Here is a 25,078-nt window from a genome sequence, read left to right on the forward strand (position 1 = left end):
TTATTTCTTTTTTGATTTTTCAACTTTAGTTTTAGCAGCCGCTTCAACTTGTTTCGCTATTAAGTTATCAATTCTTATTTGCTCTTTATTTAAAGTTGCTAACATTTTGTTTGCATCTTCCATATATTGAGATTCTGGGTAATTTCTTTTTAACTTATCGTATGCTTCAATTGCATCTTTTATACGTTCCGGTTTTCTTCTGTCATAACTTTTTAAAACAAAATCATGGGCAGCTTTTAATCGGTAATACAATGCCTCTTCTTTAAACTCAGACCCTAAATAGTCTGCCAATAAATTATCAAAAGCCTGTATTGCAGCTTTATAATTTCTTAAATCGTACTCTGCAGTTCTATAATACGTTTTAGCAATTTCAAAATATTTTTTCTGAAGCTTATACCTTAATTCTTTATATTGTTCATTTGCTTGATCAATTTTATCAGAATCTGGGTACGTATTTATAAAACTTTGAAAAGCATCTAATGCCTTATTTGTATCCGTTGGGTCTAAACTAAATTTAGGAGAAGCCAATTTATAACTATAAGCAGATAAATAAGCTGCTTCTTCTCTCTTTGAACTTTTAGGATAATTTTTTGCAAAACGATCAAAATAATAACCAGAAATACTATAGTTTTTCTCATTAAAATTAGATTGAGCTACCATAAATTGAATACGCTCCATTTGTGGCTTACCTCTATATGCTGGTGTAATTTTCTCAAACAAACGTAAAGCTTTACTATATTTATTGCTTTCGTACAATTTTACAGCCATTTTATACTGCTCTTCTGTAGTACCTTTGTTTAATACTTTTTGATATTCACCACAAGAAATCAATACAAGTGAGAACAACAATAAATACGCTAAATTTTTAATTTTTTGCATCGTGCAAAATTAGTGATTAAATATGGATAATAAAAGAATTTATTTTTCTTCAAATAACTCTTCCCTTTTAGCTCCTAAAATACTAAAACAAGTTCAGTAAATATAAGTTTAGGATAACTGTTTCAATGAAATTATAAATGCTCAGCATTTAAAATAACGTATGAAAATAAAACGCTTTTTTTGACAATAAATTATGTCATATAATATATGACACAAAAGACGCAAAAAAAGCGATTAGTTGTTACTAAAAGTTTGTTAATATTATTGTTGAGGAGGAACAGCTGCAGTAATTAATTGTTTAATATCATTATCAAACAGATAAAAACCACCTTTATCATCTCCAATTAACTTTATCTTATCTAAGATGTTTCTTGCCAATGCTTCTTCTTCTATTTGTTCAGAAACATACCATTGTAAGAAATTATGAGTAGCATAATCTTTTTCTTGTAAGCAAATATCTACTAAATCATTAATACAATCAGATACATATACTTCATGATTAAATAATTCTTGAAACATTTCTTTAAATTCACCAAATTCTACCGGAGGCGCATCTAAAGCCGATACTTTTGCATGTCCACCACGTTCATTTACAAATTTTACCAACTTTAACATGTGCATTCTTTCTTCGTCTGAATGTGCATACATAAACTGTGCAACACCTTCAAAACCTAAAACTTCTGCCCAAGAAGCCATTGCTAAATATATTTGAGAAGACTGGGCTTCTATTCTTATTTGTTGGTTTAATGCTTTTTCTATAATTGGTGATAACATATTCTCTATTTAAAGTTCGCTACAAAATTAACAATTTTAGATTGAAGTTCTGCACTTGCTTTTACTAAAGGCAATCGAAGTTCATTTTTACAAATTCCTAATTCTTGTAAAACAGTTTTTATTCCGGCCGGATTATTTTCTTCAAAAATATAATCTATCACATCCATCATTTTATAATGAATTGCATAACCGTCTTTATTATTTCCTTGTAAACCATGGTTTATCATGGTAGAAAATTGTTTTGGAAAAGCTTGACCGATAACAGAAATAACTCCAGAACCACCTGCTAAAGCAACTCCTAAAGCCATATCATCATCACCAGAAATAATTAAAAAATTTGCTGGTTTGTCTTTTAATAATGTATAATACTGTTGTTGATTATTACCGGCTTCTTTAATAGCTACGATATTATCAAATTCATTTGCCAAACGTATTGTGGTTGCAGGCTCCATGTTTTTTGCAGTTCTACCAGGAACATTGTATAAAATTATTGGTAAATCTGTAGCTTGTGCTATGGCTTTAAAATGCTGATAAAAACCTTCTTGTGTTGGCTTACTATAATAAGGAGCTACAGAAAGAATACCGTCTAAGCCTGTAAAATCTCTTGTTTGTAATTCTTCTATAACTAAAGCAGTATTATTACCACCAACCCCTAAAACTAAAGGTACCCGTTTATTATTTGTTTTAATAATAATATTGATAATCTCTTGTTTTTCTTCTTTGGTAATAGTTGCACTTTCTGCTGTAGTACCATTGATAACTAAATAATCTGTTCCGTTTTCGATGTTAAAATTCACCAATTTTACAAGTGCATCAAAATCTACACTTAAATCTTCTTTAAAAGGTGTTATCAACGCAACTCCAGTTCCAATAAATTTTTGCATTATTATGTATTTTATAAGCAGTAAAATTACAACTTAAAGCTGAAATTAATTACTAAAAAAACAAATCTTAGCAAGAATACACAACTTTTTTATTAAAGTTTAATTTTTTAGCTTTTTAAGAATCTGAAGGTATTTTTTTAGTTCTAATAAGAATGCTTCTAAATGTTCGGTTTCACCTAAAATCTCTAATTCATACAGTTTAGAGTTTACACCAGAAAAACCCGCTTTAAAAGTAGCATTAGATGTTAATACTGCATTTTCTAAGTACAAATTAGTTTCATTAAAATAACCAATTAACAAATCAAAAGGTTCCTCTAAAAAGCTATTAAAACTAGGTTGGGTATAGTCTCCTTTCCAATTGATATCTTTTTCTGAAAAATATTTAAAGGAGCCTTCATCTAATTTAGAATACTTTTTAAAACTATATATTTTAGTATTTCTAACACCAAGAATGGATTCTATTTTTGCTTGAACATCTATTTTTGAAGCAACACTTTCCGTTGTTAAAATACCTACAGATTGAATTTCTTTTTGAGAAACAGTTCTACTCTCTGATACTTGTTTGATATTTTTATCAAACTTTTTTCTTAACCTCGCTTCTTTTAACTTCGAAAAATTCATTTTTTATAGTACGTTAACTTGACAAAAATAGAAATTATTGATGCGTAATTTCTAATAAAATAAATTGATTTAATTGTTTTCCATACACCTGAAAATTATCATCAGTAACTAAAAGTAAAGATTGATTTCCATTGGCTAATTCTGGTCCAAAGGTAATACCTTCTATGTTATCTATTATTCCGTCTGTTAAATGATTTTTAACATCTTCAAAATTTAATAATAAGCGTTTTTTAAGCGGAATAAATGCTGAGTTTTTCAATGAATCTATATTTAAAACATTCGTTGTTTCTTTATTAATGACAGCATCAAATATTCTTACAATATTCCCATAAGAACCGTAACCACTTTGATAGGTTCTTTCAATAATAAAAAAGTGATTTTCTTTGTATTCTAAAATAGAAGTAAGTCCGTTTAAATTGATATCGCCTTTTGCTGGTTTGGTAATATGTTCTAATTGATACGCAAACTGTTTTGTTGCTTTTTTTGTTGTTTTATCAAAATATGTAATTCTTACTGGCGATGATGCTTTTGTAAAAGTAGGATCTTCACCATCTGTAGTTAATGGTCCTTCCATTGCTACCCAAAACCCTTTTCCATCAATACTTTTAGAAGATCCTTCGAACGCAGCATTGTGTTTGATAATTTTAGTATTTTTAAAACTTTTAGGAAGTGAAAAATCACCTAAAAAGGTACCATTTATAGCTGTTTTAAAAACGGTAGGGCTTTTACCTTTATTAATATTCCCTTCACCAACAAAATAAACTTCTTCGGTTTCTGCATCTACAAAAATTGATTCTAAATCTAAAGCATTTTCTTTATAATAAGATGTGGTAGTATCGTTTAGTAAAACAACATTTTTTAAATCTACTGTCTCAATTTTATTTTGTTTGACACTAATTTCAGCTTTCACAAAACGAGGATTCCTAGCATCATCAACCACAAAATAATAGGCTCCGTTTGCATTATCTACACCAGACAAACCGCCAATAATTGAATTTTGAAACGGAATTGAATCTGCCAAAACAAACTCATCTAAAAAATTTAGTTTTATCTTTTTCTCACTTGTACAAGATTGCAAAAGACTACATACAAAAACTATTAAAACAAGGTTTTTCATAATAAATAATTAACTATTTAACACGCTATTACTTTTACCTATCATTGTTTTACAAATTAAATATTGCGCCACAATATAGGTAATCATGATACTAATTCCATACACTTCTCTTGCCTCGTAAAACTTATTAATTGCTAACAAACTATCCGACAATATAAAAAATACAGCTCCTAAAAAGAACCATAAATTTTCTGTACTTTTTTCTTGAAGATAATTCAATAATGTAAGTGTACCAAAAGAACAAATAACAATTCCGTAAACAATAACAGGGAATAACATTGCTCCTAAATGTTCACTTATCAAAAATACGACAGCACCAAAAACAATTATAAACGGAATGGAAGCTGTTATTATTTTAATGAAATTTATTTTTTTCACATAACCTGCCGCTATTTTAATATATAAAATATGTGCCATTAAAAAAGCAACCAACCCGAACATGAAAAATTCTGCTTTTAATAGCAAAAATAAATCTCCCCAAAGAGAAAAAAACAGCGCAGCAACATACCAATAATTTGCTTTATTTACAGAAGTCAAATACACCATAACTAAAGAAATGGCAATAAAAGGTTTTGTAATAAAAGCTAAAGTATCATTAAATAAAAGTCCCGAAAGATGCAATACAACAACTATTAAAAAAAATGCTGATGCCGAAAGTGTTTTGTTATGATTTTTCATCTTTATAATTTTCTTCTGTTATCTTCAGACTTTGTATCTATTAACTTATTATAAGGATCCACGCCTACTTCAACTGGCTTTTTATCAACAATAATTTTAATTTTATTATGAATTTGTGTAATCTTATGTTTCTTTAAATACACTTCTTTTTCTTTCTTTTCGCCATCTACTTCTTCTTCTGTAAAAATACCAATATCAATATAATCTGCCAACGGAACCGATAAAATAGGTTTTTTCATTTTATCTGTTTGATAGGTTAAAGTATCTCCTACTTGTTCTCCGTAATAACGTTTTCCTTTTTCATCATTTCTATACTTAGAAACTTCAAATTCTATTTCCACTTCGTATTTTCCATTTTCTAATTGGGTAGATTTTGCATCTAAAATTCGGTTTCTATATAAAGTAATCGTTTCAAACATATCTTTAATTACATATTGTAAAGAATCTGGTGTTGCTTCCTTTATATAATTCACCATTTCTATAGAAGTTGTGTACGGCGCTTCTTGAAATTTTACTTTTTCTACATACTTTTTTAACGCACCATTTAAGTTTGCTTCTCCTATATAATCACTCAAAGCATAAAAAACCAACGAACCTTTTTGATAATGAATATACCCTTGTCCGTCATTATACATCAAGGCATTTTCTCGTTTTCTCTCCATGGTTCTTTGCATTAAATATCCATCTAAAGCTTCTTTTAAAAAAGTTCTCATTTTATCTTTTCCATGTTGATGTTCTAATACTTTTAAAGACACGTATTCAGACAAACTTTCCGACAACATTGTTGCTCCTAAAACGTCTGCCCCAATAACTTGATGCGCCCACCATTGATGCGCAACTTCATGCACCGTAATTGCGAACGGATAATCTACACCATCTTCATTTTTATCATCTACATCGGCAATAAAACCAACACCTTCAGAAAACGGAATTGTATTCGGAAAAGATTGTGCAAAACTTCCGTCTGTTCTAGGAAACTCTACAATTCTTAATTGTTTATGTTGATAAGGACTAAAGTTTTTAGAGTTATAATCTAAAGACGCCTTCATTCCTTTCATCATTCTATCTAAATTGAAATCGTGCGCTTTATGATAATAAATTTCTAAAGAAATACCTTTCCACATTTCTTTTTTCACTTCATACCTAGCAGAATTAAAAGCATAGAAATTCAATATTTTACTATCCATTTTATAATGAAAATATTTACGATCTCCTTCTGTCCATTCTTTTTGTAAATACCCAGGCGCAATGGCTATTTGATCTTTAGATGTTGAAACCGTTGCTTCAAAATCGATCCAATCAGAATCTTTAGAAATATAGGTATCACCTAAAGCGGTTGAATCTGTTGGTGCTGGACGTAAATCATTTTCTGGTAAATCGTATTTTTTACGTGTTTTATTGTCTGTTAATTCTCCCTGAGAAGAATATCCTAAAGAAGGAAACATTGAAACATTATTGATAAAAGTTCCGTTTTCTTTTACAGGCGATCTTTTTCTATAATTTGTATTCGCCTTACTTTTTACAGTAAGAGAAAGTTGTAAAGTATCTCCTGGTAAAATTTTATTTTCGAATCGATACATGTTAAAATTCTGAATAGTATCTTCTAAAACTAAGGTATTTGGTCTGTTAAATTTAAAAGTACTTTCTAAAGAATTATGATTTAAAAACAAGGTATCAATTGCTTTGTCCGTTTTATTAACCATGATAAAAGTTGCTGCAGCATCAAACAATCTTTCCTTCGGAAAAATATTTACATCCGTTTTAACGGAAATAATTCTTGGTTGAGCGTAACCTTCATATTTTTTATAGGTTTTTTCCCAACTTACACTTTGTAATTCTGCTTCCTTAGAAGATGTTCTTTTCGTTTTGGTTCCTGTTTCTTGATAAATGGAATACCCTAACCCTAAAAACGCAATTAATAATACTCCAAAACTAATAACTGCAAAACCTTTAAAACGACTTATTGCAATGGTAACTCTTTCTGAAAACGAACTCGGAATTCCACGAACCCAGAATAAAAAAGAAACGACCAAGAGTAACAATCCACATAAAATCCAATAAATTTTATACGATAAATAAGGAACTAAAGTTGCTCCATATCCATTCATATCCGAATAATTAAACCCTGGACCCTGGTTATATTTAAGAATAGATTGCTCAATACCTGCCAAAGATAAAAACGGCATTCCAATAGAAATCACTAATAAAACGAATAAACCTAAATACGGATTCCCTATTAAAGTTTGTACAAATATTGATAACAAAGCCCAAATAAATAGGCTGATAAAACTTAAAAAATACAACTCAAAAAAGTAATGGCCAATTTCAAAATTATAATATCCTTTATACATCTGAAAAACCATTCCGGAAACAATAATTACTGCTAATAAAACCAATTGCATTTTTATAAGCGCAATTAATTTAGAGAATAAAAGAGTCCAATTAGGAATTGGAGTGGCATCTACCAAATGATTTATTTTGGCAATTTTGGCTCTATGCACCAACATACCTGCATATAAAAATGTACAAATATTTATAGAAGCAAAGAAAACGCCACTTAGGTTAATCATTTTCCAAGTTACCGGTAATGTTGGTGTTCCAAAAATATCACCAACTTCAGAAAGCATGACAACAATCAGTACCAAACCCACTAAAACAATAGAAATAAAAGCCCAACTTTTAAGAATGTATTTAAAATCGATATTCGATAACTTCCAAGTAGTTTTTAAATTCTGAATAAAAGAATAGTCATAAGAAACCTTAGGTAAAGTAATTTTAGTAATTCCGCTAAAGTTTGTTTTTGTCACTCTTTCTCCTTTTATTTTTCTAAAGGAAATAGAAATTGCGTTCTGACTAAAGGTAAAAAACTTATAGACCAAACCAAAAATTAAAGTTGAGATTGCCAACCACAATAAACGGTTGTATACAATCATTTCTTTTAATGGAATTTGTAATTCATTTTGTTCGGAAGGTGTCCAATATTTTGTGTAATAATTAGACGCAGCAGAACCAAAAGGATCTAAAATCGCAGCCAAAGTTCTGTGTTCTGGGTCTGATAGCAAACCTTCTAAAACCCCTTGTCCGAACATTAAAATAATAACCGTAATAAAACCTGCTGCAATATTTCTAGTAAACGCAACTACGGCAAAAACAATGGCACCAAACAATAATACATTTGGTAAAATAAAAATGAAATACGTTTGCAAATATGCTTGGAGGTTAAATGGCCCTACAATATCTGAGTTTGTTCCAGGAAAACGAAATCCAATCATCATTCCCAAGGCAATAGACAATACAATGATAGAAACAATTACAATGGAACTAAAAAACTTTGCAAATAAGTAATTTGCTTTGGTAAAAGGATAGGAATATAAAATGGTATGCATTTCACTTTTGAAATCTCTATACACCGAAACCCCAACAATAGAAGGAAATAAAAAGAATATAAAAATAGTTAACGCGTTAAATAAATTGGAAACTCCTATGGGAGAATTTACAATTCTCGATGAACCAGTGGTAGCTGTTACAGAGTCGAAAAAACCAGCTGAAGCAGCTGATAAAAAGAAAGCCAATATTAAAAAAATACCGATATAAATATAAAATGCCGGTTTACTAAACCAGTATTTTAATTCTTGTTTGAAAATAGTTGAAAACATTTTTTTGGATGTTTAGATTGATGGATTAATTAGATGTTTAGAAGAATAGGATTTTAGATTTATGGATTAAATTATAGAGTTTCTAACAATCTAATCATCCAAAAGTCTAGAAATCTAAAAATTAAACCAACTGCGGTTCATCTTGTTTTAAAGCAATAAAATACACATCATCTAACTGCGGAGTTGCAGCCACAAAATCATCCGAAGGTTTTTCTGAAGCATGCACTCTAATATTTAACGTATTGTCTTGATTGTAGTTTGATGATAAAATATTGAAATTTTTCTCGTTTTCTTCCAATTCCTCTCTCTCTATAATTTTGGTCCAAATAGTATTTGCTATTTCCGAAGTTGCCTCTTGCGGAGTGGTGTGTTTTAGAATTCTACCTCCGTTTAAAATTGCCATTTCATTACATAACTCTTTTACATCTTCTACAATATGCGTAGAAAAAATAACGGTTGTATTGGTACCAACTTCTCTTAAAACATTTAAAAAACGATGTCTTTCTGCAGGATCTAAACCAGCAGTTGGTTCATCAACAATAATCAATTTTGGGTTATTTAAAAGCAATTGAGCAATTCCGAAACGTTGTTTCATTCCGCCAGAATATCCTGCAACATGCTTATGCCTTACGTCATATAAATTAGTAATTTCTAAAACTTCTTTTACAATAGCTTTTCTTTCGTCTTTTTTTGAAATTCCTTTTAACGTAGCAAAATAATCTAATAAATCTTGCGCAGACATTTTTGGATACACACCAAAAGATTGTGGCAAATACCCCAATACTTTTCGCAAAGACATATTGTCTTCTAAAACATTAATATCACCAAAAGTAATTGAACCAGAATCTGGACTTTGTAACGTTGCAATGGTTCTCATTAATGATGATTTACCTGCTCCATTTGGGCCTAATAAACCAAACATTCCTGTACCTATTTCGATACTTAGATTATCGATTGCTTTTACACCGTTTTTATAAGTCTTGGTTAAATTTTCAATTACTAACTTCATATTGTTGGTTTTAGTGATATTCGTTTGGTGATTAGTGTAAAAGTAAGCACTTTTGTTACACTTTTTTGTGATTATTTTAATGGAATTCCTAAAAATTCGTATTATTTTTACAATTGAAAGTGTAAAATGCTCTAAATACTTTTTCTTTTTCAATTCCATAAAAAGAAAACCTACAAACAGACATTTTAGCTTTAAAAACTTTTCACACTTATAAACATATATATAATGTCAAAAAAATCAATATTAAATAAAGAATCTCTTACATTTTTAGAAAAATATCTAAATAATGCTGCTCCGACTGGTTACGAATGGGAAGGTCAAAAAATTTGGATGGACTACCTAAAACCTTATATAGACACATTTATTACAGACACTTATGGTTCTGCTGTTGGTGTTATAAACCCAGATGCAAAATACAAAGTTGTAATTGAAGGGCATGCAGATGAAATTTCTTGGTATGTAAATTATATTTCTGATAACGGATTGATTTACGTAATTAGAAACGGAGGATCAGATCATCAAATTGCACCAAGTAAAATGGTAAACATTCATACAAAAAATGGCATTGTAAAAGGTGTTTTTGGTTGGCCAGCAATTCACACTAGAAATAAAGCGAATGAAGAAGCACCAAAACCAGACAATATTTTTATTGATACAGGTTGTGCTACTAAAAAAGAAGTAGAAGCTTTAGGTGTTCATGTTGGTTGTGTAATTACCTATCCAGATACTTTTCATATTTTAAATGGAGATAAATTTGTATGTAGAGCTTTAGACAACAGAATGGGTGGTTTTATGATTGCCGAAGTTGCACGTCTATTAAAAGAAAACAAAAAAGAATTGCCTTTTGGTTTATACATTACCAACGCGGTACAAGAAGAAATTGGTTTACGTGGTGCAGAAATGATTACACAAACCATAAAACCAAATGTTGCTATTGTTACTGATGTAACACACGATACAACTACACCAATGATCGAGCAAAAAACTGCTGGATTCTTAGAGTTAGGTAAAGGTCCGGTTATTGCTTATGCACCAGCTGTACAACAAAAATTACGCGATTTAATTACAGAAACTGCCGAAAAAGAAAATATTCCTTTTCAACGTTCTGCACTTTCTAGAGCTACAGGAACCGATACAGATGCTTTTGCATATAGTAATGGTGGCGTTGCTTCTGCCTTAATTTCTTTACCGTTAAGATACATGCACACAACTGTAGAAATGGTACACAGAGATGATGTAGAAAATGTGATTAAAATGATTTATGAAACATTATTGAATATTAAAGGTGATGAAACTTTTTCTTATTTTGAATAAATTATTCCAATTATGAATTACGAATTAATAATTCGTAATTCATAATTCTTATATATGGACGAACTCATTGATATTTTAACTTCTGAAGGACAACCTACAGGAAAGACTGCTTTAAAATCTGAAGCACATAAAAACGGTTGGTTTCATGCCACTGTTCACATATGGCTTTTTACTTCGGATGAAAAAATATTACTACAGAAAAGAGCTTTGACCAAAAAAGTGTTTCCTGGTTTGTGGGATATTTCTGTTGCAGGACATATTGGCGCAGGAGAAGATGTAATCACTTCTGCAAAAAGAGAAGTTTTTGAAGAAATTGGTTTGGAACTGCAAGAAAGAGACCTCATTAAAATTGGTACAAGAATTCATCAAGTTTCTCATGCAAACGGAATTCAAGATAATGAACATCATCATGTTTTTATTGCAGAATTAAAAGTTCCTTTATCAACTTTAAGCATTCAAAAAGAAGAAGTAGATGACATCAAATTATTTGATTTATCAACTTTAAAAAACACCGAAAATTTAGAAAATATTTTACTCCCTAGATTTCATGAGTATTATTGTACGGTTTATAATAAAATTATAAAAAATATTTAAAGTTCACATCAAAATGAAAAAAAATAAAGTGGTGAACCTATTTGGCGATAACAAAACTGATCAGAATAAAGAAGAAAAATACGCCAGACTGCTAGAAAAATTTGCTAAACAGTTTGATCATGAATTTAAAGGTTATGAATATCATGAAGACGTTTACGAGTTAGTCCAAAATACTTGGAACTTAGGAAATATGCGATCTATTCTAGAAAAACCTGAATTTGAAAACATTATTTCGTTAGCAAAAGAAGATGGTGAAGATTATGTATTATTAGAAAAGATGACAAATCATAAAGCAAGTCATTTTAAAGAATTTACAGATTTTGTAGTCGATTTTCATTTCTTTGAAAAGAATGGAGTTCCAACATTAAGAGTAACAACACAATCTGAAGACGACTATCTTTCCGAGATGTTAAAAATGGATTTTCCTAATGAAGGTACTAATGAGCTTGATGACTTTGATGAAAACTACATTAATAGATCTGCCATTTCTTTAAAACCATTGCAACCATTTATTGATTGGCATAATGCTATTTATCCAACTACATCCATTGAAGCATCAGACCTCAATGATATAAATACATATTTAATTAACAGCAATAGTTACGAAGATATTGAAGTTCATCTAAAAAATAAATATGATAAATATTTTATGATGGAATTAGAAGGTTGGCACACTGATAAAAAGGAATGGCCTCAAAGACGTAACTACAAAATGTTTAAAAATTGGTTTGAAGTTAATATTTGTACAGCCGTTTTTGATTTAGAAAAAACACCTGTTAGAAAAGATGACTACTAGCAAACATTCATCACATATAAATATGTATCAATATTTTTCGGTTTATAACAAAATTCATCAACAAATACATAAAAGATGAAAAACTCAATTGCAGAACGCGTTTACGATTTTTTAAAAAACTATCCTCCTTTCAATCTATTAACAAGTTCCAAAATACTTGAAATCGCTTCTCAAGTATCCATCATCTATTTAGAAAAAGGAAAAGTTCTTTATCACCAAAATGAAGCCAATCACAAACATTTTTACATTGTAAGAAATGGAGGTATTAGTTTGTATAAAAATCTAGAAGACAAAAAATCTTTAATAGATATATGCGACGGTGGTGATATTTTTGGATTAAGACCTTTAATTAGTAAAGAGAATTATGTTTTAGACGCCGTCGCCAATGAGGAATCTATTGTATACGGTATTCCTATTGAAATTTTTGAAGCAGTATCTCAAAGAAGTTTAAAAATTAATAAATTCTTATTAACTTCATTTGCCTCTAAATCTTTTGATCCTTATACCAATGAAGAAAACAACAATGTTTTTACAGATTATATAGTTCAAGATAATTTATCTGACTCCAATTTACAATCTGTCAACTTTACTAAAAAACCTTTAAAATGCACCATTAAGTCTACTGTTAAAGAAGCGGCAACAAAAATGAGCAATCAAAAAATTAGTTGCATTATAGTGATTGATGACAACTGCTTACCTATTGGAATTATTACCAATAGCGATTTTAAAAATAAAATTGCAACAGGTCTTTTTTCTATTAATGATTCTGTTGAAGATATCATGTCTTTTCCGGTAATTACACAATCTAAAAACTTAACGGTTTTAGATGCTCAACTGCAAATGATAAAACATAAAGTAGGGCATTTATGTATTACTGAAGACGGAACAAGTAATTCTAAATTAATTGGAATTTTAACAAACCATGATGTTTTAGCATCTTTAGGAAATAACCCTACAGTAATTTTAAAGGAAATTAAACGCGCTAAAAAAACTAGAGAAATTAGAGAAATTAGAATCAAAGCCAATCAGCTTTTAAAATCTTATTTAGAACAAAACATTCCATTATCTCATATTTCTAAAATAATTTCTGAAATAAATGATGGTGTAGCCATACGAGTTATTGAGCTTTCTTTAAAAAAGATGGAAACTCCTCCACCTGTTAAATTTACATGGTTGGCATTAGGTAGCCAGGGAAGAAAAGAACAACTTTTATATACAGACCAAGACAATGCAATTATTTTTGATGAAGTAACTGAAGATAAATACGCAGAAACAAAAGCCTATTTTCTAAAATTATCTGGTTATATTACCAAATCATTACATAAAATCGGTTACGAATATTGCCCTGCAGAAATGATGGCAAGCAACCCAAAATGGTGTCTATCTTTAACAGAATGGAAAAATCAATTTAACGATTGGATTATTAATGTTGATGAAAAAGCCATTTTATTATCGTCTATTTTCTTCGATTTTAATGCTATTTATGGTGATGTTAGCATGGCAAAAGAATTAACTAAAAGTATTTTTGCTACACTTAATGAAAGAAGTCATTTATTTACACTTTTAGGAAAAGAAGCTATCGCAAGTCCTTCTCCATTAGGATTTTTTAAACAGTTTTTAGTAGAAAATAACGGAGACCATAAAGACTCTTTTAACATAAAAACTAGAGCTTTAATGCCGTTAATTAATGCTGCAAGACTTTTAACGTTGTCTAACAACGTGTTCGAAATAAATAATACAGCACAACGTTTTGAAAAATTAGCAGAAATAGAGCCTCAAAATAAAGAACTATATCAATCTTGTTCTTATGCTTTTAAAGCATTATTAAAATTTAAAACCAAACAAGGAATTTTACACAATGATTCTGGAAAATTTATAAAATTAGAGTCCTTAACAAAAGAAGAAAAGTTAAAATTAAAAAGGTGTTTTAAACCAATTAGAGAAATTCAAGAAGTACTTACTATTAGATTTAACCTCGGTAATATTAGATAATTATGAATTTTAGTTGGTTTAATAAAAAAGAGCAAAATAAGCTTCCCGATTACTTTTTAGAGTACGAAGAAAGTATTTCAAATACACCGAAACTAAGTATCTCCGAAACTAGATTTGTTGTTTTCGATACTGAAACTACAGGTTTTAATAGAATGAAAGATCGAGTTTTATCTATTGGAGCCGTTTCCTTAATAAATAACACTTTAAATGTAAACGATAGTTTTGAAGTATATTTAAAACAAGAATTTTTTAATCCAGAAACAGTACATATTCATGGCCTTTTAAAAGAAGGACGTATTACTAAAATAACTGAATTAGAAGCGCTAAAAAGTTTTTTAAAATACATTGGTAATGCTATTTTAGTAGGGCATCATATTAATTTTGACATGATGATGATGAACCAAATTTTAGAAAGAAATCATTTACCCAATATTCAAAACAAAACTTTAGATACGGAACATTTATACAGAAAATCTAAACATGCTGTTTATCAAAACACACTCCAAAAAGAACGTTTTACTTTAGATACATTGTGCGACGAATTAAATGTTTCTAAAAGCGATAGACATACGGCAACCGGAGATGCTTTTATTACCGCAATAGTATTTTTAAAAATAATGGCACGTTTAAATAAAAACGACAATTTAACACTTAAAGATTTATTTTCAATTTAATATTTTTTTTAACCTTAAAGTATTGGTTCCTTCAAAAAATCAATTTTAACATTAAAATAATCCTATGAAAGAAATGTGGAATGAAAGATATGCAGATAAAGAATATGCATATGGAATAAAACCCAATGAATTTTTAAAAGAGACTTTAGATACCTATAATTTAAAAGGCAAAATTTTATTTCCTGCAGAAGGAGAAGGTAGAAACGCCGTATATGCTGCAAAAAAAGGCTTAGAAATTTTTGCTTTTGATATTAGTATAGAAGGAAAAAACAAAGCCTTGAAACTTGCTGAAAAAGAAAATGTAAAAATTAATTATGAAGTAGGCGATTTTTTTAGTCTGAATCTATTGAATGAAAAATTTGATATTGCTTCTTTAATTTTCGCCCACTTTCCTCCTAATATATTATCGGAGTATCACTCCAAAATAGCAGCATTGATAAAACCCAACGGAATTATAATCCTCGAAGGGTTTAGTAAAAATCATTTTGAATTACAAAAAGAAAACCCAAATGCTGGAGGTCCAAAAAACATTGATTTTTTATTTTCTATAGATATGATCAAAAACGATTTTCCTAATTTTAAAATTATCTTATTAGAAGAAAAAGAAATAGAACTCGAAGAAGGTCTATTTCATAAAGCAAAAAGTAACGTTATACGTTTTATTGGAAGAAAAACTAATATTCCAAACCTATAATACTTCTAACTTTATCTAGCGTAGCTATTATGTTTTTAGAGAAATCGAAAGTCATTACATCACTTTCTTTTTTGTTTGCTCTTAACAGATTATTAAAGTGTTCTGTTTCAAAATTATAACCAATGGTTTTGTACTTAAAATCGATGGTTTCATCTTTGCCGTTTTCTGTAATTGTTACAGTTGTAGGCATATGAAACATGGTGTTTATTTTTATAATCCCTCTTTCACAAGTAAAAATTGCTTCTGTAGCAGCATCTTCTAACAATGTACTTTTTAAAACAGCTTTCGTGTCATTATAAGCAAACGTCATATTACATGCAGAGTCTGCTCCGTTATCAAAAAAAGTAGCATCTGCCTCTATAGTATTTGGAATCCCTAAAGTTGATAATGCCGCAAAAATTGGATAAATACCAATATCTAACAAACTACCTCCTCCTACTTCTTTTTTAAATAATCTGCTCTCATTATCAAATGCTCTATAAAAACCAAAATCTGCTTCTAGTTTTAATACCTTTCCAAATTTCTCGTTTTTAAGACTTTCTAAAACATAGGTATAATGTGGTAAAAAATAAGTCCATAACGCTTCCATTAATAACACATTATTTTCTTTTGCAACCGCAATCATTTCTTCTACCTCTTGTAAATTCATTGCAAAAGGTTTCTCGCATAAAACCGCTTTTTTATGTTGCAAACAAAGTATCGCATACTCTTTATGAAAACTGTGTGGAGTTGCAATATAAACTGCATCTACCTCAGCATCATTAGCTAAATCTAAATAAGAAGCATAGGCTTTTTTTGAGTTATATTTTAGAGCAAATTTATCAGCATTTTCTTGACTTCTAGATGCCACAGCAACTAATTCTGCATTTTCTACAGTGGCTAAATCTTTAGCAAATTTTTGAGCAATATTACCTAGACCAATAATTCCCCATTTAATCGTTTTCTTTTCCATAACACATTAAATTTCTATTGTTTTTAAATCATCCGTATGATTGTCTTTAGAAGGCATAAATGTTTGAATAATAATTGCAATTCCCATTACTAACGCACACCCTAATAAATTCAACCATAAATACGGCAACCAATCAAGTAAAAATACAGTAATAATTAAAGCTTGCGTAATTAATGCTGCTACAAAAACAGCATTTCCTGTAACATATTTAACAAAAAACGCCAATAAGAAAATACCCAAGACATTTCCGTAGAAAATAGACCCAATAATATTAACTAACTGAATTAAATTATCGAATAAATTAGCTACACAAGCTACCGAAATGGCAATAATTCCCCAAGCCAACGTAAACCATTTAGAAGCCTTTACATAATGCTCTTCGCTCTTATCTTCTCTTACGTTTCGCTTGTATAAATCTATAGCAGTTGTACTTGCCAAGGCGTTTAATTCAGACGCTGTAGAAGACATCGCTGCAGATAAAATTACAGCTAATAAAAGTCCGATTAATCCTCTTGGTAAATTGTTTAGAATAAAATGAATAAACACATAATCTTTATCATTCGATTCTATTTTTTTAATCGACTTCTCATCAACTTTTTTAATAATTTCTTTAGCCGATTCTTTTAGCTCTAAATCTCTAGAATTTAATTCTTGAATTCTTTGTTTTTCTTCCACTTGAAATCCATCAGAAAACAACAACCTTTTATCATTTTCTATAATGGCATGCTCTGCTTCTAACTCTTGATATTCTGCTAAATATTTAGAATTCTGAACCGCTTCATTTGCTGTAGGATTAAAATTTAAAGGAGATGCATTAAATTGATAAAAAACAAAAACCATTACCCCAATTAACAGAATAAAAAACTGCATTGGTACCTTTAACAATCCATTAAAAATTAAACCCAACTGACTCTCTCTAACCGATTTCCCCGACAGATAACGCTGCACCTGACTTTGGTCTGTTCCAAAATACGATAACATTAAAAACGTTCCTCCTAAAATCCCTGTCCAAACCGTATATCTATTACTTAAATCGAAAGAAAAATCTAACACCTGCATTTTATCACTTGCTCCCGCTATTTCTAATGCATTGGTAAAGGTTATATTCTCCGGAAGCTGACTCATAATCATAAAAAACGCAATTAGCATTCCAATAAAAATGATAATCATTTGTTGCTTTTGTGTTACGTTTACCGCTTTTGTTCCTCCAGAAACCGTGTAAATAATCACTAAAAAACCAATGATAATATTCAGGGTTAACAAATCCCAATCTAATACAGCACTTAAAATAATTGCAGGTGCAAAAATGGTTATTCCCGCTGCCAAACCACGCTGAACTAAAAATAAAATTGCCGCTAAACTTCTCGTTTTTAAATCGAATCTTCCCTCTAAAAACTCGTAGGCTGTATAGACTTTTAATTTATGATAAATGGGTATAAACACCACGCAAATAATAATCATTGCAATTGGCAAACCGAAGTAAAATTGTACAAACCCCATTCCGCTATGAAACGCTTGTCCTGGTGTAGATAAAAAGGTAATTGCACTGGCTTGTGTAGCCATAACAGATAGTCCAATCGTCCACCATTTAGAATCGCTTCCTCCTTTTATATAATCGGTTACATTATCATTTTTTCGGGTAACATACGTTCCGTAAGCCACAATAAAAATCAAGGTTACAGACAGAATAATCCAATCTATTGCATGTAATTTACTTTCAATTTCCATAGACTAAACCGTAAAATAATTTGTAATAAAATAAAACGCAATAATGTAAATTACATTGGCAATTAAAACCATTGAATATTCTTTTTTCCAAGTATATTTTCGCTCTTTCATTTTATCTTATTTTTTAGAAGCTATTTCCTGCTTTCCACTATATCTTTTTTTCGTTCCTCAAAAAAGGATAAAGCCTGTCTTGAGCGAAGTCGAAAGGTTTCAATCAGGGCTAAACCTATTTGCTTTCTTTTTAACTTCACTATATTATTATTCCAACTTTAAACCTGAAACCTAAAATTTTAAAACTATTCTACTACGTTTTTCTCTACAGACAGCATATTTGCAAATAATTTATACGCACCAGAAACACCTGCAGGTAACTCTCTAAAGAAACTTAAACCCGTATATATATAATTTCCTTTTCCATACTTTGCAATCAGTAAACTACCCAATTTCATGTTTTCTCCTTTATCATGCATAGATAAAACAGGCACGTAAGCTTCATCCCAAATATTAGGAAAATACAAACCACGTTCTTGTACCCAACCATTAAAATCTTCGTTTGTAATTTTATTAGGAAAATTCATTAAAGGGTTGTCTTCTGCTAAAATTAAAACGGCTGCAGCCTCATCTGTTACTCTATCCCTAGACAATTTTAAAGGATAAGGAGCGGCAACATCTACATTTCTATCCGTATTATATTGCACAATCATGTTTCCTCCTTGTTTTACATACGCTAACAAGTATTTTTGTTTAAACTTTAACTCATCAACTACATTGTAAGCTCTAATACCCACAACAATAGCATCGTATTTTAATAAGTTTTTATCATTAATTTCTAACGGATTTATATTCTCTACCGTATACCCAATCTGACGTAAACTTTCTGGAACAACATCTCCTGCTCCTTTTATATACCCAATCTTATTATTTGTTGTTTTAATATTTAAACGAACCACTTTTGCTTCAGAATTTAATAAAACAGATTGTTTGGGAATATGGCTATAATTAATTTCCACCAATTCTTTGGTATACGTTTTCCCTTCTAACAATGCTACAACTTGTAATTTCCCTTCAGATTGCTCTTTTGGAGGTGTTACCATAAAAGAAACGGTTTGCTTATCTTTTTTCTGAGCAATATCAAAAGAAATATCTTTAGGCGTAACACTCCAGTTTTCTGGAACTTTTAAACTCACTTTTCCGTTTACGTAATTTGCTCCTGCTCTTACTTCCACATCAATTTTTTTAGAAATACTATCAGAAAAAATAAGCACCTTATCCTTTAGCTTAGTAGTTACCTTCGGTAAAATTTCAAAAGGTTCGTAAACTTCTCCTTTATCTCTTTCTGCATATCGCATAACAACATTCTTAGTAATTGTTATTGGCAAATAATTTACAACCAAATTAAAAGCTACTTTAACCACTCTTGGTGTTTCTGGTTTCCCTATCAATTCTTGATTATCTACTTTATACATTCCTAAAGAAGGTTCTTTTCTTAACCAATAAGGATCTGTAAATTCATCCGTTTTCAGTAAAATATTTTCTTTAAAATTTAGTTTCTTATTCTGCTCTAATTCAAAGCCTTTGTATATTGTATTTTCATCCAACGTAGTTGTAATAGAAGTCAATATCATAGGATAACTACTTCTGTTTACTACTTCAAAATTTACATCAATTTTAGAATTTGGTGTTCCAAAAGAACTAACTGCCGAAGCTTCTAAATACAAGCCTACACACGCTTCTATAATTTCTTTAATTTGCTTTTCTTTAATTGCTCGCCAATGCGTATCTTCTAATTTTTCTATTAAACTATAGGCATTCATTAATTGAGGTAAGTGCTTAGACGGGTTTACAAAATCGAAATTATTTTCTACATCATATAAAATATCACCAATTTCACCTCCATTTTCAAGACGGTTCCAAGTGGTATTTATTCCAGAGAAAATATCATTTTTATCTTTTGGAGCTTCTCCTTTTAAAAACTCTACGTATTCATTTTCACTTCCTCGGGTAGTTAATCTACCAAAACCCTGACATAAATGCTGGCTGCTTGCTATAGAAGCCAACTCATTATTAGAAACTCCTTTTAACGGATAATATACACCAACATCAAACGATGTTAATTTTCCTTTGGTAGCAGCATCAAAATCTTCTTGCGTTTTATAAAACCACGAAGATGTGTTAAAAAACAAACGTTTTGGTTGCCACGTTTTAGTATATTTTAATTGACCTGTATATTTTGTAGAATCTCCAACCATATCAAAAGCTTCCACACTTAACATAGCAGAACTTGTATGATGCCCATGTGTTGTACCTGGTGTTCTATGATCGAATCTATTGATAATTACATCTGGCTTAAAGGTTCTAATTGCCCAAACAACATCACTTAAAACTTCTTCCTTATTCCAAATTTTTAAGGTTTCATCTGGATCTTTAGAATACCCAAAATCATTGGCTCTTGTAAATAGTTGTTCTCCACCATCTACCCTTCTTGCTGCCAATAATTCTTGGGTTCTAATAACCCCAAGTAATTCTCTAATTTCCGGACCAATTAAATTCTGTCCTCCATCTCCTCTTGTTAAAGATAAATATCCTGTTCTAGCTTTTACATTATTTGCTAAATAGGCAATTAAACGTGTATTTTCATCATCTGGATGTGCCGCAATATATAAAGCGGTCCCTAAGAAATTAAGTTTCTGAATTTTTTCGAAAATCTGATTCGAGGTTAATTTTTGTGGTTTTTGAGCGAACACTGACACTGAAATCAGTAAAAATGCGAGTGTAGAAAGTAAAAATTTCTTCATATGTATAAATTGGTCAATTCTTGTCAGATCTAGCTCAGTTGAGACTTAATAGAAACCTCTCAACTGAGTTCGAAGTGACAATCTTAAAAAAATCTGAGATTATCAATAAAAACAAATGTAGTTTTTTATCAATCAAAATAAAGTTTGTTAACATAATTATAACGTTTCTAAATCCTCAAAAAAAATGCTCATAACCTGTTAATAAATTAATTTTTAAAGTCACTTAATAAAGTTATATTTGTAAAACAAATTAAGAAAATACATTACATGAAATTTATTGTATCGAGTTCGCAATTATTAAAACAATTACAAGTTTTAGGCGGCGTTATAAATAGTAACAATACCTTACCAATTTTAGATAACTTTTTGTTTGAATTAGCTGAGAATGAATTAAAGGTTTCTGCATCAGATTTAGAAACAACTATGAGTTCTGTGGTTGAAGTAGAAAGTGAAAGTTCTGGATCTATTGCTGTATCTGCCCGTTTATTATTAGATACTCTAAAAACGTTTCCAAACCAACCTTTAACGTTTAAAACGGAAGGTGACAATGCAATTGAAATTAGTTCTGATCAGGGTAAATATGACATGGCTTATTTTGGTGGAGATGAATTTCCTAAAGCGGTTACTTTGGCATCACCAAGTACAACAGTTGTGCCTGCTAGCATTTTAGGAACTGCAATTTCTAAAACTATATTTGCTGCAGGAAATGATGATTTACGCCCAGTAATGAGTGGAGTATTTTTTCAATTTAGTTCACAAAGTTTAACTTTTGTTGCAACAGATGCACATAAATTAGTTAAATATACAAGAACAGATGTTACTGCAGATCAAACTGCAGAATTTATTATGCCAAAAAAACCTTTAAACTTATTAAAAGGAATTTTAGGTGGTTCTGATAGCGATGTTACTATTGAATATAATGATGCAAATGCAAAGTTTACGTTTGATAATATTGTTTTAGTGTGTCGTTTAATTGATGGAAAATATCCTAATTACGAAGCGGTTATCCCTAAAGAGAATCCTAATAAATTAACAGTTGATAGAGCTTCTTTCTTAAACTCTGTAAGACGTGTTTCTATTTTCTCTAGTAAAACAACACACCAGATTCGTTTAAAAATGGCGGGTACAGAATTAAATATCTCTGCAGAAGATTTAGATTTTTCTAACAAAGCAGACGAACGTTTAAGCTGCGATTACCAAGGAGACGATATGCAGATTGGCTTTAACTCTCGTTTTTTAAGCGAAATGTTAAACAACTTAAGTTCTAACGATGTTTTAATAGAAATGTCTTTACCAAACAGAGCAGGAATTTTAACTCCTATTGATGGTACAGACGAAGGTGAACAAGTTACCATGTTGGTAATGCCTGTAATGTTGAATAGTTAAATTCGGATTATTATAATCTTAAATTTATAGATATTTTAAAAAACCACAATTGAATTTAATTCAGTTGTGGTTTTTTTATGCTTTGTAAATTTTTTCTTTACATTTACCTTTATGAATTTCCTAGCCCATTTATATCTATCACAAAACGACACCAATATTATGATTGGTAATTTTATTGCAGACCATATTAGAGGTAATAATTACGAAGGTTTTTCTAAAGAAATTCAGCAAGGAATTTTCTTACACAGAGAAATAGACACTTTTACAGATGCTCATGAAATTGTACGGAAAAGCAAAAGACGTTTACATAAAAGGTACAGACATTATGATGGCGTAATTATCGATATTTTTTATGATTATTTCTTAGCAAAAAATTGGGCTGATTATTCTGACGTTTCTTTGGATGTGTATACCAAAAGCGTTTATAAATTATTTAGCAAAATTTCAGACGATTTACCTGTAAAGTCTCAAAACTTTATTAAGTATATGATTGAATATAATATTTTATTCAATTATCAATATAAAGACGGAATTGCAAAGGTTTTAAACGGAATGAATACCAGAACAAAAGGAAAATCTCAAATGAATCTAGCCATCGAAGACTTACGCCTTTTAGAAGATGAACTCCAAGAAGATTTTACCTTATTTTTTAAAGACTTAATTGAGCACACAAATAAAAAATTCAAAGAATTAACCGACATTCAATATAAAAATAAATAGAAATAATTTTTCTATTGACATATCATTTATTTAAGAATTAAAACAACTAACTATATGAAAAACGCACTGTTATTATTTACATTTTCATTATTGTTAATCAACTGTAAAACAGCACCTAAAAAAGAAAAAAACTCTACAGGTTTAATATCTCAAAAAGCAATGATTGTATCTGCAAGAGTTGAAGCCTCTAAAATTGGTATTGAAATTCTTAAAAAAGGTGGTAATGCTTTTGACGCAATGGCTGCAACAGATTTAGCTTTAGCGGTTGCTTATCCCTTTGCAGGAAACCTTGGTGGTGGAGGTTTTATGGTCTACCGAAAAGCTGATGGAGAAATTGGTGCTTTAGATTATAGAGAAAAAGCTCCATTAGCTGCCAGCAAAGACATGTATTTAGATAATGAAGGTAATGTTGTTGCAGGAAAAAGTACTTTAGGTGCATTGGCAGTAGGAGTTCCTGGTACGCTTGCAGGAATTTTTGCAGCTCATAAAAAATTTGGGACTCTGCCTATGTCCGAAATTCTAAAACCCGTAATTGTCTTAGCCAAACGAGGTGTTGTTGTAACTAAAAAACAAGAAGACAGAATTAAAAACTATCAACCTTTATTTTTAAAAGCAAATAAAGACTCCATTCCTTTAAGTAAAAACTGGAAAGAAAATGACACCATTAAATATCCTGCTTTAGCAGAAACCTTAATCAGAATTCAACAAAACGGATTGGATGAATTTTACAAAGGGGAAACTGCAAAAAAAATAGTGAGTTTTATTCAAGCAAATGGAGGAATCATCACTTTAGAAGATTTAGCAAATTATGAAGCGAAATGGAGAACTCCCGTTACTTTTAAATATGATGATTTAAAAGTAATTTCAATGTCTCCCCCTTCTAGCGGAGGTGTTGCTTTAGCACAAATAATGAAAGCTATTGAGCCTTTTGACTTAGGTAAATACGGACACAATACAACCAAATCTATTCAAGTAATTACAGAAGCAGAAAGACGCGCTTATGCAGATAGAAGTTTCTTTTTAGGTGATCCTGATTTTGTTACCGTACCACAACAAAAATTAATTTCTAAAGAATATGCTAAAGAAAGAATGGCAGATTTTTCTTTTGAAAAAGCTACAAAATCTGCCGATGTTTCTCATGGAAATATAGAAATTATAGAAAGTGATGAAACAACTCATTATTCTATTATAGACCAGTTTGGAAATGCCGTTTCTGTTACCACAACCTTAAATGGTGCTTATGGTTCTAAATTATATTCACCTGAATTAGGTTTCTTTTTCAATAATGAAATGGACGATTTTAGCAGCAAACCTGGTGTGCCAAATATGTTTGGTTTAATTGGTGCAAAAGCCAATGAAATTCATCCAGAGAAAAGAATGTTAAGTTCTATGACCCCCACAATTGTAGAAAAAGAAGGTAAACTTTTTATGGTGGTAGGAACTCCAGGAGGATCTACAATTATTACCTCCGTTTTACAAACAATTTTAAATGTGCATGAATATAAAATGGGCATGCAAGAAGCTGTAAATGCAGCAAGATTTCATCATCAATGGTTGCCAGATGTTATTAAAATGGAACCAAATAGTTTTGATAAAGAAGTGATATCAGATTTAAAAGAACTTGGGTACCCAATTGATGAAACTACTTCTAGAATTATAGGAAAAGTTTCTGCTATTTTGGTGTTACCGGATACTAGTTTAGAAGGTGGAGCAGATAAACGTGGAGACGATACTGCTGTTGGATTTTAGTTAGCAGTTAGCAGTTAGCAGTTAGCAGTTAGCAGTTAGCAGTTAGCAGTTAGCAGTTAGCAGTTA

The 25,078-nt window shown here is 30.3% G+C and carries 20 protein-coding genes; 9 read left to right on the forward strand and 11 right to left on the reverse strand.

What is annotated here, in order from left to right:
- The 8 genes from MPF19_RS06785 to MPF19_RS06820 form a co-directional block, all read right to left on the reverse strand.
- Positions 1 to 879: an outer membrane protein assembly factor BamD gene (locus MPF19_RS06785; protein ID WP_249987375.1), complete on the reverse strand. Its 879-nt coding sequence runs from the start codon at positions 877 to 879 to the stop codon at positions 1 to 3.
- A 261-nt stretch (positions 880 to 1,140) separates the two neighbouring features.
- Positions 1,141 to 1,653 carry a ferritin gene (locus MPF19_RS06790; RefSeq protein ID WP_203393631.1) on the reverse strand — a complete coding sequence of 171 codons (513 nt, stop codon included), beginning with the start codon at positions 1,651 to 1,653 and terminating at the stop codon, positions 1,141 to 1,143.
- 5 nt (positions 1,654 to 1,658) lie between these two features.
- Complete coding sequence (gene dapA, locus MPF19_RS06795) at positions 1,659 to 2,537, reverse strand: 4-hydroxy-tetrahydrodipicolinate synthase (protein WP_249987377.1); 879 nt, start codon at positions 2,535 to 2,537, stop codon at positions 1,659 to 1,661.
- Between the two features lie 99 nt (positions 2,538 to 2,636).
- Positions 2,637 to 3,158 carry a DUF6913 domain-containing protein gene (locus MPF19_RS06800; protein ID WP_249987378.1) on the reverse strand — a complete coding sequence of 174 codons (522 nt, stop codon included), beginning with the start codon at positions 3,156 to 3,158 and terminating at the stop codon, positions 2,637 to 2,639.
- 34 nt (positions 3,159 to 3,192) lie between these two features.
- Positions 3,193 to 4,275 (reverse strand): esterase-like activity of phytase family protein, encoded by a 1,083-nt coding sequence (locus MPF19_RS06805; RefSeq protein WP_249987380.1) that lies wholly within the window; start codon positions 4,273 to 4,275, stop codon positions 3,193 to 3,195.
- Between the two features lie 9 nt (positions 4,276 to 4,284).
- Positions 4,285 to 4,953: a lysoplasmalogenase gene (locus MPF19_RS06810; protein ID WP_203393635.1), complete on the reverse strand. Its 669-nt coding sequence runs from the start codon at positions 4,951 to 4,953 to the stop codon at positions 4,285 to 4,287.
- A 2-nt stretch (positions 4,954 to 4,955) separates the two neighbouring features.
- Positions 4,956 to 8,609, reverse strand: coding sequence for an ABC transporter permease/M1 family aminopeptidase (locus MPF19_RS06815; protein WP_249987382.1), 3,654 nt, complete (start codon positions 8,607 to 8,609; stop codon positions 4,956 to 4,958).
- 121 nt (positions 8,610 to 8,730) lie between these two features.
- A complete protein-coding gene (locus MPF19_RS06820) occupies positions 8,731 to 9,618 on the reverse strand; it encodes an ABC transporter ATP-binding protein (protein WP_203393637.1) in 888 nt (295 codons plus the stop codon).
- A gap of 225 nt (positions 9,619 to 9,843) precedes the next feature.
- On the opposite strand from MPF19_RS06820, the gene MPF19_RS06825 reads away from it, so the two are divergent.
- The 6 genes from MPF19_RS06825 to MPF19_RS06850 all read left to right on the forward strand — a co-directional run bounded on the left by MPF19_RS06825 (position 9,844) and on the right by MPF19_RS06850 (position 15,682).
- Positions 9,844 to 10,932 carry a M42 family metallopeptidase gene (locus tag MPF19_RS06825; protein ID WP_249987384.1) on the forward strand — a complete coding sequence of 363 codons (1,089 nt, stop codon included), beginning with the start codon at positions 9,844 to 9,846 and terminating at the stop codon, positions 10,930 to 10,932.
- Positions 10,933 to 10,986: 54 nt separating this feature from the next.
- Entirely contained in the window at positions 10,987 to 11,526 is a 540-nt protein-coding gene (locus tag MPF19_RS06830) for an NUDIX hydrolase (RefSeq protein ID WP_249987386.1), read from the forward strand.
- Positions 11,527 to 11,539: 13 nt separating this feature from the next.
- A complete protein-coding gene (locus MPF19_RS06835; protein ID WP_249987388.1) occupies positions 11,540 to 12,322 on the forward strand; it encodes a hypothetical protein in 783 nt (260 codons plus the stop codon).
- Positions 12,323 to 12,397: 75 nt separating this feature from the next.
- Positions 12,398 to 14,314 carry a DUF294 nucleotidyltransferase-like domain-containing protein gene (locus MPF19_RS06840; RefSeq protein ID WP_249987390.1) on the forward strand — a complete coding sequence of 639 codons (1,917 nt, stop codon included), beginning with the start codon at positions 12,398 to 12,400 and terminating at the stop codon, positions 14,312 to 14,314.
- 2 nt (positions 14,315 to 14,316) lie between these two features.
- A complete protein-coding gene (locus MPF19_RS06845; RefSeq protein ID WP_249987392.1) occupies positions 14,317 to 14,988 on the forward strand; it encodes a 3'-5' exonuclease in 672 nt (223 codons plus the stop codon).
- Between the two features lie 64 nt (positions 14,989 to 15,052).
- Positions 15,053 to 15,682 (forward strand): class I SAM-dependent methyltransferase, encoded by a 630-nt coding sequence (locus MPF19_RS06850; RefSeq protein ID WP_203393642.1) that lies wholly within the window; start codon positions 15,053 to 15,055, stop codon positions 15,680 to 15,682.
- On the opposite strand, the gene MPF19_RS06855 is transcribed toward MPF19_RS06850, so the two are convergent.
- The 3 genes from MPF19_RS06855 to MPF19_RS06865 all read right to left on the reverse strand — a co-directional run bounded on the left by MPF19_RS06855 (position 15,663) and on the right by MPF19_RS06865 (position 21,157).
- Positions 15,663 to 16,634: a Gfo/Idh/MocA family protein gene (locus MPF19_RS06855; protein WP_249987394.1), complete on the reverse strand. Its 972-nt coding sequence runs from the start codon at positions 16,632 to 16,634 to the stop codon at positions 15,663 to 15,665. The genes MPF19_RS06850 and MPF19_RS06855 overlap by 20 nt on opposite strands.
- A gap of 6 nt (positions 16,635 to 16,640) precedes the next feature.
- Positions 16,641 to 18,362, reverse strand: coding sequence for a sodium:solute symporter family protein (locus MPF19_RS06860; RefSeq protein ID WP_249987395.1), 1,722 nt, complete (start codon positions 18,360 to 18,362; stop codon positions 16,641 to 16,643).
- 296 nt (positions 18,363 to 18,658) lie between these two features.
- Positions 18,659 to 21,157, reverse strand: coding sequence for a PIG-L family deacetylase (locus MPF19_RS06865; RefSeq protein WP_249987397.1), 2,499 nt, complete (start codon positions 21,155 to 21,157; stop codon positions 18,659 to 18,661).
- 267 nt (positions 21,158 to 21,424) lie between these two features.
- Here MPF19_RS06865 and dnaN point away from each other — a divergent pair, with 267 nt between their 5' ends.
- The 3 genes from dnaN to ggt all read left to right on the forward strand — a co-directional run bounded on the left by dnaN (position 21,425) and on the right by ggt (position 25,012).
- Positions 21,425 to 22,543: a DNA polymerase III subunit beta gene (dnaN, locus tag MPF19_RS06870; RefSeq protein ID WP_203393646.1), complete on the forward strand. Its 1,119-nt coding sequence runs from the start codon at positions 21,425 to 21,427 to the stop codon at positions 22,541 to 22,543.
- A gap of 111 nt (positions 22,544 to 22,654) precedes the next feature.
- Positions 22,655 to 23,263, forward strand: coding sequence for an acyl carrier protein phosphodiesterase (locus MPF19_RS06875; RefSeq protein WP_502925062.1), 609 nt, complete (start codon positions 22,655 to 22,657; stop codon positions 23,261 to 23,263).
- A gap of 54 nt (positions 23,264 to 23,317) precedes the next feature.
- Positions 23,318 to 25,012, forward strand: coding sequence for a gamma-glutamyltransferase (gene ggt / locus MPF19_RS06880; protein ID WP_203393647.1), 1,695 nt, complete (start codon positions 23,318 to 23,320; stop codon positions 25,010 to 25,012).
- Positions 25,013 to 25,078: the final 66 nt, after the last annotated feature.

This window comes from Polaribacter sp. Z014, assembly GCF_023555435.1.
GTDB lineage: Bacteria > Bacteroidota > Bacteroidia > Flavobacteriales > Flavobacteriaceae > Polaribacter.

Excerpts from the sequence above, each read along its gene's own strand:
- MPF19_RS06785 (WP_249987375.1), bottom strand. The coding sequence starts at position 879 with ATGCAAAAAATTAAAAATTTAGCGTATTTATTGTTGTTCTCACTTGTA.
- MPF19_RS06790 (WP_203393631.1), bottom strand. The coding sequence starts at position 1,653 with ATGTTATCACCAATTATAGAAAAAGCATTAAACCAACAAATAAGAATA.
- dapA (WP_249987377.1), bottom strand. The coding sequence starts at position 2,537 with ATGCAAAAATTTATTGGAACTGGAGTTGCGTTGATAACACCTTTTAAA.
- MPF19_RS06800 (WP_249987378.1), bottom strand. The coding sequence starts at position 3,158 with ATGAATTTTTCGAAGTTAAAAGAAGCGAGGTTAAGAAAAAAGTTTGAT.
- MPF19_RS06805 (WP_249987380.1), bottom strand. The coding sequence starts at position 4,275 with ATGAAAAACCTTGTTTTAATAGTTTTTGTATGTAGTCTTTTGCAATCT.
- MPF19_RS06810 (WP_203393635.1), bottom strand. The coding sequence starts at position 4,953 with ATGAAAAATCATAACAAAACACTTTCGGCATCAGCATTTTTTTTAATA.
- MPF19_RS06815 (WP_249987382.1), bottom strand. The coding sequence starts at position 8,609 with ATGTTTTCAACTATTTTCAAACAAGAATTAAAATACTGGTTTAGTAAA.
- MPF19_RS06820 (WP_203393637.1), bottom strand. The coding sequence starts at position 9,618 with ATGAAGTTAGTAATTGAAAATTTAACCAAGACTTATAAAAACGGTGTA.
- MPF19_RS06825 (WP_249987384.1), top strand. The coding sequence starts at position 9,844 with ATGTCAAAAAAATCAATATTAAATAAAGAATCTCTTACATTTTTAGAA.
- MPF19_RS06830 (WP_249987386.1), top strand. The coding sequence starts at position 10,987 with ATGGACGAACTCATTGATATTTTAACTTCTGAAGGACAACCTACAGGA.
- MPF19_RS06835 (WP_249987388.1), top strand. The coding sequence starts at position 11,540 with ATGAAAAAAAATAAAGTGGTGAACCTATTTGGCGATAACAAAACTGAT.
- MPF19_RS06840 (WP_249987390.1), top strand. The coding sequence starts at position 12,398 with ATGAAAAACTCAATTGCAGAACGCGTTTACGATTTTTTAAAAAACTAT.
- MPF19_RS06845 (WP_249987392.1), top strand. The coding sequence starts at position 14,317 with ATGAATTTTAGTTGGTTTAATAAAAAAGAGCAAAATAAGCTTCCCGAT.
- MPF19_RS06850 (WP_203393642.1), top strand. The coding sequence starts at position 15,053 with ATGAAAGAAATGTGGAATGAAAGATATGCAGATAAAGAATATGCATAT.
- MPF19_RS06855 (WP_249987394.1), bottom strand. The coding sequence starts at position 16,634 with ATGGAAAAGAAAACGATTAAATGGGGAATTATTGGTCTAGGTAATATT.
- MPF19_RS06860 (WP_249987395.1), bottom strand. The coding sequence starts at position 18,362 with ATGGAAATTGAAAGTAAATTACATGCAATAGATTGGATTATTCTGTCT.
- MPF19_RS06865 (WP_249987397.1), bottom strand. The coding sequence starts at position 21,157 with ATGAAGAAATTTTTACTTTCTACACTCGCATTTTTACTGATTTCAGTG.
- dnaN (WP_203393646.1), top strand. The coding sequence starts at position 21,425 with ATGAAATTTATTGTATCGAGTTCGCAATTATTAAAACAATTACAAGTT.
- MPF19_RS06875 (WP_502925062.1), top strand. The coding sequence starts at position 22,655 with ATGAATTTCCTAGCCCATTTATATCTATCACAAAACGACACCAATATT.
- ggt (WP_203393647.1), top strand. The coding sequence starts at position 23,318 with ATGAAAAACGCACTGTTATTATTTACATTTTCATTATTGTTAATCAAC.